The 13,544-nt window shown below is 52.7% G+C and carries 11 protein-coding genes; 5 read left to right on the forward strand and 6 right to left on the reverse strand.

The features are described 5' to 3' along the window. Positions 1 to 218 precede the first annotated feature (218 nt). The 3 genes from focA (at position 219) to pflA (ending at position 4,363) form a co-directional block, all read left to right on the forward strand. Positions 219 to 1,076, forward strand: a complete 858-nt coding sequence (gene focA / locus G163CM_RS09470) for a formate transporter FocA (protein WP_041686279.1) — start codon at positions 219 to 221, stop codon at positions 1,074 to 1,076. Positions 1,077 to 1,132: 56 nt separating this feature from the next. Next, on the forward strand, positions 1,133 to 3,415 hold the full coding sequence (gene pflB / locus G163CM_RS09475; RefSeq protein WP_231827835.1) for a formate C-acetyltransferase: 2,283 nt from the start codon (positions 1,133 to 1,135) through the stop codon (positions 3,413 to 3,415). A 207-nt stretch (positions 3,416 to 3,622) separates the two neighbouring features. Next, positions 3,623 to 4,363, forward strand: coding sequence for a pyruvate formate lyase 1-activating protein (gene pflA, locus G163CM_RS09480; protein ID WP_231827836.1), 741 nt, complete (start codon positions 3,623 to 3,625; stop codon positions 4,361 to 4,363). 28 nt (positions 4,364 to 4,391) lie between these two features. Here the strand turns inward: pflA and G163CM_RS09485 are convergent, their stop codons facing one another. Beyond that, positions 4,392 to 5,291 (reverse strand): LysR family transcriptional regulator, encoded by a 900-nt coding sequence (locus tag G163CM_RS09485; RefSeq protein ID WP_338050289.1) that lies wholly within the window; start codon positions 5,289 to 5,291, stop codon positions 4,392 to 4,394. Between the two features lie 88 nt (positions 5,292 to 5,379). On the opposite strand from G163CM_RS09485, the gene G163CM_RS09490 reads away from it, so the two are divergent. After that, positions 5,380 to 6,453 carry a linear amide C-N hydrolase gene (locus tag G163CM_RS09490; protein WP_231827837.1) on the forward strand — a complete coding sequence of 358 codons (1,074 nt, stop codon included), beginning with the start codon at positions 5,380 to 5,382 and terminating at the stop codon, positions 6,451 to 6,453. 47 nt (positions 6,454 to 6,500) lie between these two features. Here G163CM_RS09490 and G163CM_RS09495 read toward each other — a convergent pair whose 3' ends face one another. Further along, a complete protein-coding gene (locus G163CM_RS09495) occupies positions 6,501 to 7,076 on the reverse strand; it encodes an NAD(P)H oxidoreductase (protein WP_231827838.1) in 576 nt (191 codons plus the stop codon). A 99-nt stretch (positions 7,077 to 7,175) separates the two neighbouring features. On the opposite strand from G163CM_RS09495, the gene G163CM_RS09500 reads away from it, so the two are divergent. Continuing rightward, complete coding sequence (locus tag G163CM_RS09500; RefSeq protein ID WP_231827839.1) at positions 7,176 to 8,105, forward strand: LysR family transcriptional regulator; 930 nt, start codon at positions 7,176 to 7,178, stop codon at positions 8,103 to 8,105. On the opposite strand, the gene G163CM_RS09505 is transcribed toward G163CM_RS09500, so the two are convergent. The 4 genes from G163CM_RS09505 to dmsA all read right to left on the reverse strand — a co-directional run bounded on the left by G163CM_RS09505 (position 8,078) and on the right by dmsA (position 13,439). Continuing rightward, positions 8,078 to 9,226: an MFS transporter gene (locus tag G163CM_RS09505; protein WP_231827840.1), complete on the reverse strand. Its 1,149-nt coding sequence runs from the start codon at positions 9,224 to 9,226 to the stop codon at positions 8,078 to 8,080. The genes G163CM_RS09500 and G163CM_RS09505 overlap by 28 nt on opposite strands. Before the next feature lie 275 nt (positions 9,227 to 9,501). Beyond that, positions 9,502 to 10,365 carry a dimethyl sulfoxide reductase anchor subunit family protein gene (locus G163CM_RS09510; RefSeq protein WP_231827841.1) on the reverse strand — a complete coding sequence of 288 codons (864 nt, stop codon included), beginning with the start codon at positions 10,363 to 10,365 and terminating at the stop codon, positions 9,502 to 9,504. A gap of 1 nt (position 10,366) precedes the next feature. After that, positions 10,367 to 10,984, reverse strand: a complete 618-nt coding sequence (gene dmsB, locus G163CM_RS09515; protein WP_015965110.1) for a dimethylsulfoxide reductase iron-sulfur subunit DmsB — start codon at positions 10,982 to 10,984, stop codon at positions 10,367 to 10,369. A 10-nt stretch (positions 10,985 to 10,994) separates the two neighbouring features. Further along, on the reverse strand, positions 10,995 to 13,439 hold the full coding sequence (gene dmsA, locus G163CM_RS09520; RefSeq protein ID WP_231827842.1) for a dimethylsulfoxide reductase subunit A: 2,445 nt from the start codon (positions 13,437 to 13,439) through the stop codon (positions 10,995 to 10,997). Positions 13,440 to 13,544: the final 105 nt, after the last annotated feature.

Genomic DNA, 13,544 nt, shown 5'->3' on the forward strand with positions numbered 1-13,544 from the left:
AATTAACTGGCAAAACGGGAGGCTGACGAAAAAAATCAACTGATATTGCAAACTTTAAAATTTATTTTTACTTTGATAATCAAAAAGTTATGCCGCTTTCGATGAAAAACCATTCGATTTGCGGGCCTATAAGCCAGGCGAGATATGATCTACATCAAATTCTCATCTATAATGCTTTGTTAGTATCTCGTCGCCGACTTAATAAAGAGAGAGTTAGTGTGAAAGCTGACAACCCTTTTGATCTACTTGTTCCTGCCGCTATGGCCAAAGTTGCCGAAGAAGCAGGTGTCTATAAAGCAACGAAGCATCCGCTGAAAACCTTTTATCTGGCGATTACTGCGGGCGTGTTCATCTCGATTGCTTTTGTTTTCTACATTACTGCCACCACAGGAACCGCGGGCATGCCTTTTGGCGTCGCGAAACTGATTGGGGGTATCTGCTTCTCACTGGGCTTGATTCTCTGCGTCATTTGCGGGGCCGACCTCTTCACTTCCACGGTACTGATCGTTGTGGCGAAAGCCAGCGGTCGCATCACATGGGGTCAACTGGCGAAAAACTGGTTGAACGTCTATGTTGGTAACCTGGTAGGATGTCTGCTCTTTGTTCTGCTGATGTGGCTCTCCGGCGAATATATGACCGCTAACGGTGGCTGGGGCATGAATGTCCTGCAAACCGCTGACCACAAAATGCACCACACATTTATCGAAGCCGTTGCACTCGGCATCCTGGCTAACCTGATGGTTTGTCTGGCTGTCTGGATGAGCTACTCTGGCCGCAGCCTGATGGACAAAGCCATGATTATGGTTCTTCCGGTTGCCATGTTCGTCGCCAGCGGCTTTGAGCACAGTATTGCAAACATGTTTATGATCCCAATGGGGATTGTGATTCGCAACTTTGCAAGCCCGGAGTTCTGGACCGCAGTTGGTTCAACCCCGGATAGTTTTTCTCACCTGACTATCATGAACTTCATCACTGATAACCTCATTCCGGTGACTATCGGGAATATCATTGGCGGAGGCCTGTTAGTTGGGCTGACATACTGGGTCATTTACCTGCGTGAAGGCGACCATCACTAAGGTGAGCGTTGTGTCAGGCAGTAAATAAAAAATCCACATAAGAAGGTAGGTGTTACATGTCCGAGCTTAATGAAAAGTTAGCCACAGCCTGGGAAGGTTTTACTAAAGGTGACTGGCAGAATGAAGTCAACTTACGTGACTTCATCCAGAAAAACTACACTCCATATGAGGGTGACGAGTCCTTCCTGGCAGGTGCTACTAAAGCAACTACCGAGCTGTGGGACAAAGTAATGGAAGGTGTTAAACAGGAAAACCGCACTCACGCGCCTGTTGACTTCGACACCGCTGTTGCTTCTACCATCACCTCCCACGACGCGGGCTACATCAACAAGTCGCTGGAAAAAATCGTTGGTCTGCAGACTGAAGCTCCGCTGAAACGCGCGCTGATTCCGTTTGGCGGCATCAAAATGATCGAAGGTTCCTGCAAAGCGTACGATCGCGAACTGGACCCGATGATCAAAAAAATCTTCACCGAGTACCGTAAAACTCACAACCAGGGCGTGTTCGACGTTTATACTCCGGACATCCTGCGTTGCCGTAAATCTGGCGTCCTGACCGGTCTGCCGGATGCATACGGTCGTGGTCGTATCATCGGTGACTATCGTCGTATCGCCGTTTACGGTATCGACTTCCTGATGAAAGACAAATTCGCTCAGTTCACTTCTCTCCAGTCTGACCTGGAAAACGGTGTGAACCTGGAAGCGACTATTCGTCTGCGTGAAGAGATCTCTGAACAGCACCGTGCGCTGGGTCAGATCAAAGAGATGGCTGCTAAATACGGCTACGACATCTCTGGTCCGGCTACTAACGCTCAGGAAGCGATTCAGTGGACTTACTTCGGCTACCTGGCTGCGGTTAAATCTCAGAACGGCGCTGCAATGTCCTTCGGTCGTACTTCCAGCTTCCTGGATATCTACATCGAACGTGACCTGAAAGCAGGCAAAATCACTGAACAAGAAGCTCAGGAAATGATTGACCACCTGGTCATGAAACTGCGTATGGTTCGCTTCCTGCGTACTCCTGAATATGATGAACTGTTCTCCGGTGACCCGATTTGGGCAACTGAATCCGTCGGTGGTATGGGCGTTGATGGCCGTACTCTGGTTACCAAAAACAGCTTCCGTTTCCTGAACACCCTGTACACCATGGGCCCGTCTCCGGAACCGAACATCACTATCCTGTGGTCTGAAAAACTGCCGCTGGCGTTCAAAAAATTCGCTGCGAAAGTGTCCATCGATACCTCTTCTCTGCAATACGAGAACGACGATCTGATGCGTCCAGACTTCAACAACGATGACTACGCTATCGCTTGCTGCGTAAGCCCGATGATCGTTGGTAAACAAATGCAGTTCTTCGGTGCGCGTGCTAACCTGGCGAAAACCATGCTGTACGCAATCAACGGCGGCGTTGATGAAAAACTGAAAATGCAGGTTGGTCCGAAATCTGAACCGATCAAAGGCGATGTGCTGAACTACGACGAAGTTATCGACCGTATGGATCACTTCATGGATTGGCTGGCTAAACAGTACGTCACCGCACTGAACGTCATCCACTACATGCATGACAAATATAGCTACGAAGCTTCTCTGATGGCACTGCACGACCGTGACGTTATCCGTACCATGGCTTGCGGTATCGCAGGTCTGTCCGTAGCGGCTGACTCCCTGTCTGCAATCAAATATGCGAAAGTTAAACCGATTCGTGACGAAGACGGTCTGGCTATCGACTTCGAAATCGAAGGCGAATACCCGCAGTTTGGTAACAACGATGCTCGCGTCGATGACATGGCTGTTGACCTGGTAGAACGTTTCATGAAAAAAATTCAGAAACTGACTACTTACCGCAACGCTATCCCGACTCAGTCCGTTCTGACCATCACTTCCAACGTTGTGTATGGTAAGAAAACCGGTAACACCCCAGACGGTCGTCGCGCAGGCGCTCCGTTCGGACCAGGTGCTAACCCGATGCACGGCCGTGACCAGAAAGGTGCTGTTGCCTCTCTGACCTCCGTTGCAAAACTGCCGTTTGCTTACGCTAAAGATGGTATCTCTTACACCTTCTCTATCGTTCCGAACGCACTGGGTAAAGACGACGACGTTCGTAAAACCAACCTCGCAGGCCTGATGGATGGTTACTTCCACCATGAAGCTTCTATCGAAGGCGGTCAGCACCTGAACGTTAACGTTATGAACCGCGAAATGCTGCTCGACGCGATGGAACATCCGGAAAAATATCCGCAGCTGACCATCCGCGTATCTGGCTACGCAGTACGTTTTAACTCCCTGACTAAAGAACAGCAGCAGGACGTTATTACTCGTACCTTCACTCAGTCCATGTAATGGATTTGACTGAAATCGCGATTTAAAAAGCGTACAATAAAGGCTCCACACAAGTGGGGCCTTTCTTATAAGTGCCCCACTCTCTCCGAGCCTATTTTGCGGGTTAATCTCTATAATGAAATTAACGTGCAAAATAAACTCAAGACGGCCTGAAGTCATGATCGTCACCCCTGCCGGACGCGGGGAAAAACTGGAGATAACACTGCAATGTCTGTAACTGGTCGCATTCACTCCTTTGAATCCTGTGGCACCGTTGATGGCCCAGGTATCCGTTTTATCACCTTTTTTCAGGGCTGCCTGATGCGCTGCCTCTATTGCCATAACCGCGATACGTGGGATACACACGGCGGCAAAGAGGTGACCGTTGAAGAACTGATGAAAGAGGTGGTGACCTATCGCCACTTTATGAACGCATCCGGCGGCGGTGTGACCGCATCCGGCGGCGAAGCCATTCTTCAGGCAGAGTTCGTGCGTGACTGGTTCCGTGCCTGTAAAAAAGAGGGCATCCATACCTGTCTTGATACCAACGGTTTTGTGCGTCGCTACGATCCGGTCATCGATGAGCTGCTGGAAGTCACCGATCTGGTGATGCTCGATCTCAAACAGATGAACGACGAAATTCACCAGAATCTGGTTGGCGTCTCCAACCATCGCACGCTGGAATTTGCTCAGTACCTGTCGAAAAAAGGGAGCAACGTCTGGATCCGTTACGTGGTCGTTCCAGGCTGGTCAGACGATGACGATTCCGCGCACCGTCTGGGCGAATTTACCCGCGATATGGGCAACGTCGAGAAAATCGAACTGCTGCCGTATCACGAACTGGGTAAACATAAATGGGTGGCGATGGGCGAAGAATACAAGCTGGATGGCGTCCATCCACCGAAAAAAGAGACCATGGAACGCGTAAAAGGCATTCTGGAACAGTATGGTCATAAGGTAATGTACTAATACATTCAGCGTGACTCCGCATCAGGAGTCACGCTTCCTCTCTCCACGTCACATCAATCGCCTTCAAAACCTGTTCCAGTTGATTAGGTTGTATCTGCCCAGGCTTCCACAGCGCGACAACCGGATGCGTTAACCCCTTATCGCCCGCTTCGGTCTCCTGGCGTTCGACGTTCTCCCACTCCTCCACTCCGAAATGACGTGGTAAAAAAGCCCAGCCATCACCGGCAGATAGCCGCCGTTGCAATAACGTGATTTCATTAACCCGAATAAGGCGATCGGCAATTTGAATACGTTGTGCCAGCGCCTGTTGCAACGTACAGAACGGTACCAGCTGCGGGCTGGCGGCGAGGTGTAACATCGATACCGGCGAGACCGGGAAAAAGCCTTTTCGCGCCCAGACAGAGAGCGAAATTGCCCCCACCGCTCGCCACTTAAGATGATCGTTAACCGATCGATTGAGCGCCTGGTAAATACCAATATCCGCCTTTCCTTCATCCAGCCAACGCTCCGCCTGTTCACGTTCACACATCAGCAAATCCAGCGAAATATGTTGCTGCGCGAGAGTGCTTGCCAGGCTGAGTAAAAAATCACGCGGTGTGAAAGGGTCATAGCACAGCGTCAGTTGGGTCTTGAGCTGATCGGGCAGTTGCTTAGCAAGCTGCGAAAAAGCCTGCGCTTCATGCAAAAACAATCGTGCCTGGCGATACAGACGCTTGCCGGAATCGGTCAGTTCAAGCGGACGCTTCGTGCGATCAAACAGGACATAACCTAAGTCTATTTCAAGATAATCAATAAGCTGACTTACCGTCGTCCTGTCTTTCTTCAGCTTTTTCGCCGCCTGCGTCAGGGTTCCACACTCACAAACGCAGGCAAATGCTTCAATTTGCGCCAGAGAAAAATTAATCGGCTCCATAGGTTCCTTATCCATTTACGGGGGATTTTCCCCCGCTCAGTGATTTATTGCGCTGAGTATATTAACCCTAACATAGACGGGTGAACTTAACTGAGGAAGAAAAATGAAGAATCAAAAAATCTCCGCCGTCGCTTTAGGTCTGGCCCTCACTGCGGGGATAAGTGTCAGCGCCGATGCCTGTACCCGCGCGTTTATGAACATGTTTCCGGGCTATATGGTCACCGCCCGCAACCTGGATTTCTTTGGCCCTGTCGATCCATCATTAGTGATCACACCAAAAGGCATCGCCCATAATGGCGGAGACAGCGCCAAAGCGGCGCACTGGACCACACGTTACGGCAGCGTCGTGGTTTATGCCGATGGGGTCTTTCCGATGGATGGCATGAATGAAGCCGGGCTGGCGGGGCATACCCTGTTTTATATGAATGGATCGCAGGTGCAGCAGGATAATCAGGATAAGCCCGTGCTGGAAAGCCGGGCGTGGTTAAGCTATATCCTTGATAACTATGCAACAGTGAACGACGCCGTCGAGGGAATTCGCCATAACGTGCGTCTGGCCGCGGCTAAACTGCCGGTGGATTACGCGACAGATACAAAACATATCGCGATCGAAGATAAGAGCGGCGACTCCGCTATCATTGAAATTGATAATGGCAAAGTGAATATCTACCACGATAAAAACTACCGTGTGATGACCAACCCGCCTTCTTACGACAAACAGTTAGCGAATCTCGCGCGTTTCAACCACGCGAAGCGCGACGCTATTCCAACCGGGCTGGATGCCGACCAGCGTCTGGTACGCGCCAGCTGGAATTTACAGAATTTGCCGAAACCTGATAACAAGAATCAGGCCCAGGGATTTGTGCTGTCTGTCGTCAATAACGTGGCCTACCCGATCGGTATTCCGGCGGAAAGCGACGAGCAAAAAGTCACCGATATGTACGCGAAATACAGTAAGAAGCCAGAAAACAACAAAGGTATTGGCACCTACTGGACAACGATCTCTGACCTCTCGCATCAGGAATATCACTTCAAATCGACCTTTGCCGCCTCTCAGGTATGGGTGGATTTAAAACAGATCAACTTCAGCGCGGGTCAGCCGGTGAAAACCATCAGCGGCCTTAATGACTATGCCCAGAAGGGCTGGGAAGGGAATATTCTGGCGCAGGCGAAATAAAGCTACATAGTGAAAAACCCGCACCCTGTGCGGGTTTGGCTGGCAATTTACAGTGCGTTTACCATTTCCTGTACCTGACTAAACAGCAACGGAAAATGTTCCGGCTTGGCAGATAGAGTATCGAACAGAAAAGTGACTTCCGCGTCCTCAATACCCAGGTAACTGCACATATTAACCAGATAATCGGTCATATTTTTTTCCCACCCCATCTCAATGAAAGATTTACCCTCTCCCCCCACCAGCGCGACCCAGCGGATTTTAGTGACGGGAAGTTTATGGCCGTCGCCATAGGCCAGACCGTTATTCCAGACTCTGTCGAGATAGCCTTTGAGTATTGCCGGGAAGCTGTACCACCAAACGGGAAATACCACCACCAGCGTGTCATGGCCCTGCATTTCAGCAAACAACGAATGTACATCCGGGGTATAGCGTTTTGTGGAATCCTGCCAGTCAGGCTCATCTTCCTGCATCATCACCGGGTTAACGTTGCGACGATAAAGATCAAGCTCCGTCACCTTCATCTGTCGGGACGTAGACTGGCGACGTATCTCATCAACAATATGTGCAGTCAATGAATCGCGACGCGGATGGGCCCAAACCAAATAAATATTCTCTGTTTTCATATTGTTACCTCATTCTCCTGTTCGGATACGCACTTTATGCATGAGGCATAATCCTGTAAACGTGAGGATTCAGGATGAGTTAATGAAGGATTTTCACCAATGCGTATGAATATGACCGATTTCGCTACTTTCATTGCCGTTGCTCGCCACCAGAGCTTTCGCGCAGCCGGTGATCATCTGGGGCTTTCACCGTCCGCAATCAGTCATAGTATTAAGCAGCTTGAACAGCGCCTTAAAATTCGCTTATTCAATCACACGACCCGTAGCGTGTCATTAACCGAAGCAGGCCAAAATCTCTATGACCGATTGCGTCCCGCATTCGATGAAATTCAGATCATGCTGGACGAGGTCAACAACTTTCGCGTCGCGCCCATCGGCACGCTGAAAATCAACGCCGCAAGGCTGGCTGCACGTATTTTCCTGATGCCGCTGTTAGTTCAGTTTACCCGCCAATACCCTGATATTAAGATTGAAGTTACAGCGGATGACACGCTGGTAGATATCGTTAAGCAAGGTTTTGACGCAGGTATTCGCCTGAGCAGTATCGTTGAAAAAGATATGATCGCTGTGCCGATTGGGCCTGCGGTGAAGCTATGTGTTGTTGCAACGCCGGAATACTTTGCAAAGCACGGAAAACCTGAGCATCCCAAAGCGTTGCTCACGCATCAATGTGTGGTCTTTCGTTATCCCGGCGGTCGCCCCTGTCACTGGCAGTTCTCCGATGGGCTGGAAATTGCCGTTACGGGCAATATTATTGTCAACGATATGGATGCCGAACTGGACGCGGTACTCATGGGGGCGGGAGTGGGCTACCTGCTGTGTGAGCAGGTGAATGAGCATCTGCACAGCGGAAGGCTGGAATCAGTGCTGGAAGAGTGGCTGCCCGCGCGACCGGGCTTTCAGCTTTACTACCCGAATCGGCACTATATGTCCTGCGGGCTACGGGCGTTTCTCGACTTTGTTAAACAGCCCGATAACGCAGAGGTTAACGGGCTGAATTCTCAGGCATGCGCCACCGGCGTCGGGTGATGCCCGGCTTTGCGCAGCAGCATCAGCAGATAAACAAACGACACGCAGGCGATCATCACAAACAGCAGGTTATCGGAATAACTCTGCATCAGCATTGCCGTCAATGTTGGGCCGAGCAGGCTACCGATGGTGTAGCTCAGCAGCAGCGCCTGGTTCATCGAAACCAGTTGATGATGTTCCACTTTTTCGCAGGCCCAGGCCATTGCCACCGGGTATAACGTAAATCCGGAAGCACCGAGGACAAAGAGTGCTGGCGCCATTGCCGCGTTGCTCAACATCGCGAGGCAACCAAGGATCACCACGAAAACCTGTACACGCAGGACTAACAGACGGCCATAGCGATCCGCCAGGCGGCCAATCGGCCACTGCCCCACGATGCCCGCGCTAACCATCACCGCCATCCAGAAACCGATACCGGAATCGCTCACGCCCTGGTGGTTCAGATAGAGCGGCATCAGGCCATAAAGCGAGCCCAGCACAATCCCGGAGATAATGCAGCCGTTTACGCCAAGGCGCGCCTGGCGCAGCGTGAACATCGACCACACGCGGGTTGAAACATGCGTTTCATCCTGCTGATTGTTGATACGCGCGAACAGCATAGGCAAAATGGCGGCCAGTACCAGGCCCGTCATCACCGGTAACACGGTCAATAGATCGGTTGGCAGTTTGCTGACCATGATTTGCCCCAGCACGGTACCGACGTAGTACACCATCATGTAGGCCGCCAGCAGACGTCCACGGTTACGCGAGGTGCCACTGCACATCAGTGCGCTTTCCACAACCACCCAAATCATCGCGCAGCCCACGCCCGCGACAAAGCGCCAGAACATCCAGCTCCAGAACCCGACCATGATCCCTAAGCCTACGCAGCCCACGGCAAAAATCGCCGAGGCAATATAGTAGCTACGGTTAAATCCCATACGCTTAATTAAGCGCCCGGTCAGCAGCGTCCCCACCAGGTTACCGGTGAAATAGGAGGAACCGACCATCCCAACCTGCCAGGTAGGCAAGTTTTCGTGGGCGAGCCAAAGCGGGACGAGCGTATTTAATACCGCGATCGCCAGGGTCAACAAAAGTAAGCCACAGAGCAACAGCTGCACCGGGCGAGTATAGGTGTTCATGGGTAAAAACCGTGAGGATGATCAGATTTCGAGCGCATCATGCCACGGCCATTATTAAAGTCAATCGCCCGTCTGACGGGGGCTGCGGGGAATATGGGGCGACGATTGATGTTTCTTATCCAGCGAAGCGGAAATAAATTCACGCCACCAATCATTTCATTGTTTTTATTCGTTTATTACCGGAACATGTCGGAACGATTGGTCGAAAAATTTCATGATAAAAAAGCATTAAAAAGCCAGGACGCAAGCCCTGGCTTTTTTATACCCACAATAACTTAGCTGGCAATCGCCATGCCGACGGTCATGTGCAGGCCGTAGAAAACGCCACGGCCAATCAGCTCGCCCGCAATGACCAGCACCACCGCGATGCTCAGCAGCGGCAGCGCCGGTTGATATCCTCTCAGCTGCGGCGCAACCCAGCACACCAGCGCCAGGGCGATCAGCACCACGCGCCAGGCCATCAACGAGCCGTAATCCGGCACCAGCGCGGACGCCTGCTGAATAGAGCTGTGAATCGTCGCCAGTTCAGCGCCCTGCATCAGCGCAACCACCACGCTCACCACCAGCGCGATGATGCTAACGGCAGGCAGCAGACGCATCGCCCAACCGGTGACATCGGCCGCACGCAGCAGCAGGTAGCCCAGCAGCGGGCCGCCAATGAACAGCGTCAGGAAGAAGCTCATCGGCGTCCAGACACTGTACCAGGTCGGCACGGTATCAATGCTGTTGTACACACGCGCCATCATCCAGACGAATACCACGCCCAGCACGGCGGTGATAATCAGCCACAGCCCACGCAGCGCGGGTGACAGTTTTTTCATCATCGCCAGCAGCCAGCCAAGGCCGCCAACCGCAAAGAAGATTGCGCCACTGGCAATTTCGTTGCTCAGCGCCGAGGAGCCCACGCGGTTAAGCGAGTTGAACGCGCGAAACGGCGAGCCCAGGTGAAGCGTTGAGGCAATGAACGCAATGCCCATCAGCACCCACAGCGCAAACATCCCGGTCACCACACGTTGTTGCGCGTTAGGACGTAAATCACCCTTCAGCAGCGCCAGTGCCAGCACGATAAACGCGCCCACCACGCATTGACCAAAGACCGTGAAGATCATCAGCGGCCATTCATGCCATCCACTACCCATCTCACACCTCCTTCGGATTGGCTAAGTAGCCAGTGGTATCGCCGGTTGGGCGACTATTGGCATTCGGCTTAATGACGATGCTCGGTTTGGTGAAGTGCGCAGACGGCAGCGGCGCAACGGCGGCAAGATTACCGTGTTTTTTACGCAGCTCGTCAATCGGGCCGAAATCGAGCGCGCGCAGCGGGCAGGATTCCACACAGATTGGCTTTTTACCGTCTGCCACGCGGTCGTGGCAGCCATCGCATTTCGTCATGTGCCCTTTCGCCGCATTATATTGCGGCGCGCCGTACGGGCAGGCCATATGGCAGTAGCGGCAGCCGATGCAAACATCTTCATCGACGACCACAAAACCATCTTCGCGTTTGTGCATCGCGCCGCTCGGGCAAACCTTGGTACAGGCCGGATCTTCGCAGTGGTTGCACGAAATAGAGAGATAGTAAGCAAAGACGTTCTGATGCCAGACGCCGTTGTCTTCCTGCCAGTCGCCACCCGCGTATTCGTAGATACGGCGGAAGCTGACGTCCGGGCCTAAATCTTTGTAGTCTTTACACGCCAGCTCGCAGGTTTTGCAGCCGGTGCAACGACTCGAATCAATATAAAAACCATATTGGGTTGTCATCGATTACTCCTTACACCCTTTCAACCTGAACGAGATTTGTGTGTGACGGGTTGCCCTTCGCCAGCGGCGATGGACGCTGTGTCGTCAGAACGTTGATACAGCCCGCCTGATCCACACCTTTAGCATCCGGGTCATACCATGCCCCTTCGCCCAGTGCGACAACACCCGGCATCATACGCGGCGTGACTTTCGCCTCGATGTGCACTTCGCCACGGTCGTTAAAGATGCGTACCCGGTCGCCGTTGGCGATACCGCGTTTCTTCGCATCCAGCGGGTTGATCCACATCTCCTGACGGCAGGCCGCTTTCAGCACTTCAACGTTGCCATAGGTAGAGTGAACGCGGGATTTATAGTGGAAACCGGTCAGCTGCAACGGGAATTTCTCCGCCAGCGGATCGTTATAGTTTTCAAATCCCGGGGTGTAGATTGGCAGCGGATCGATAACATCGCCTTCTGCCAGTTCCCAGGTTGCGGCGATTTTCGCCAGTTCCTGAGAGTAAATTTCGATTTTGCCCGACGGCGTGGTCAGCGGGTTGGCCTGCGGATCCTCACGGAAGGCTTTATAGGCAACGTGATGTCCTTGCGGATCGCGCTGTTTGAAAATCCCCTGCTTGCGGAAGGTGTCGAAGTCCGGCAGTTCAGGAATGGCTTTGCGCGACTGTTCATACAGATGGCGCATCCACTCTTCCTGGCTACGGCCTTCGGTAAACTGCTGCTCCACGCCCATCCGTTTGGCAAGCTCTGTGGTCATGTCGTAGATGGTTTTGCACTCGAAGCGCGGTTTAATCGCCTGGTCAGCAAAGATGACGTACGACATGTTGCCGCAGGAGGCATCCAGCGCGAAGTCCATCTGTTCAGACGCGGTGCAGTCCGGCAGGATGATATCGGCGTATTTCGCGGACGAGGTCATATGGCAGTCGATCACCACAATCAGCTCGCATTTCTTATCATCCTGTAGGATCTCGTGGGTACGGTTGATTTCCGAGTGCTGGTTGATAATGCAGTTACCCGCATAGTTCCAGATCATTTTGATCGGCACATCGAGTTTATCTTTCCCACGCACACCGTCGCGCAGCGCCGTCATTTCCGGGCCACGTTCAATTGCGTCAGTCCACATAAACATGGAGATGCTGGTCTGAATCGGGTTTTCCAGGGTCGGCATACGGACGAATGGTAAAGAGTAAGACCCTTCGCGCGCACCGCTGTTGCCACCGTGAATACCGACATTACCGGTCAGGATGGAGAGCATGGAGATCGCGCGGGTGGCGATTTCACCGTTAGCATGACGCTGCGGGCCCCAGCCCTGAGAGATAAACGCCGGTTTAGCGGTCGCAATTTCACGCGCCAGCTTCACAATGCGATCCGCCGGAATACCGGTAATAGAAGACGCCCACTCCGGCGTTTTCGCCACGCCGTCGTTGCCCTGGCCCAGAATATAGGCTTTATAGTGCCCATTGGCTGGCGCGCCCGCTGGCAGCGTTTTCTCGTCGTAACCGACGCAGTATTTATCGAGGAACGGCTGATCGACCAGGTTTTCGCTGATCATCACCCACGCCAGTGCAGAAACCAACGCCCCGTCAGTGCCTGGACGAATGGGGATCCATTCATCTTCACGCCCGGCGCCGGTATCGGTATAACGCGGATCGATGATGATCATGCGCGCATTCGATTTCTGACGCGCCTGCTCAAGATAGTACGTTACCCCGCCGCCGCTCATACGCGTTTCGCCAGGGTTATTACCAAACAACACGACCAGCTGGCTGTTTTCAATATCGGACGGACTGTTGCCGTCGGCCCAACCGCCGTAGGTGTAGTTCAGACCTTCCGCAATCTGCGCGGACGAGTAGTCACCGTAATGGTTCAGGTAACCGCCACAGCAGTTCATCAGGCGGGCAACCAGGGTATTTCCCGGCGGCCAGGAGCGTGTCATGGTGCCGCCCAGCGTACCGGTGCCGTAGTTGAGATAGATAGATTCGTTACCGTACTCTTTGATCAGGCGCTGCATGTTGGTGGCGATGGTATCGAACGCCTCCTCCCAGCTGATGCGCTCAAATTTTCCTTCGCCGCGTTTGCCAACGCGTTTCATCGGGTATTTCAGGCGATCCGGGTTGTAGACGCGGCGGCGCATAGAACGCCCGCGCAGGCAGGCGCGAACCTGGTGTAAGCCGTCGTAGTTATCATCACCGGTATTGTCGGTTTCGACGTATTTGATTTCACCATCGACAACGTGCATGCGTAGCGGGCAACGGCTGCCACAGTTTACGGTACACGCGCTCCAGGTGAGACGCTCAGCGGCAGTTGCCGGGGCTAACGCATCAGCGGCGCTTACCATACGGCTAAACGGGAGCGTGAAGGCACTGCTGGCCATCGCCAGGCCGCCAATTGCCGAGGTTTTCATCAAACCGCGACGGCTGACCTCGGCTGCCAGAATGGCATCGGGGGTCTTAATTTTCATGGATACTCACTTCGTTGCTCACATTGAAAACAATACCGCTATATAGTCATATATATAGCGAGATTTTTATTTTTTAGTTTTATATGCTGCGGGTTACTTCGAAGG

This window comes from Pseudocitrobacter corydidari, assembly GCF_021172065.1.
GTDB classification, from domain to species: Bacteria; Pseudomonadota; Gammaproteobacteria; order Enterobacterales; family Enterobacteriaceae; genus Pseudocitrobacter; species Pseudocitrobacter corydidari.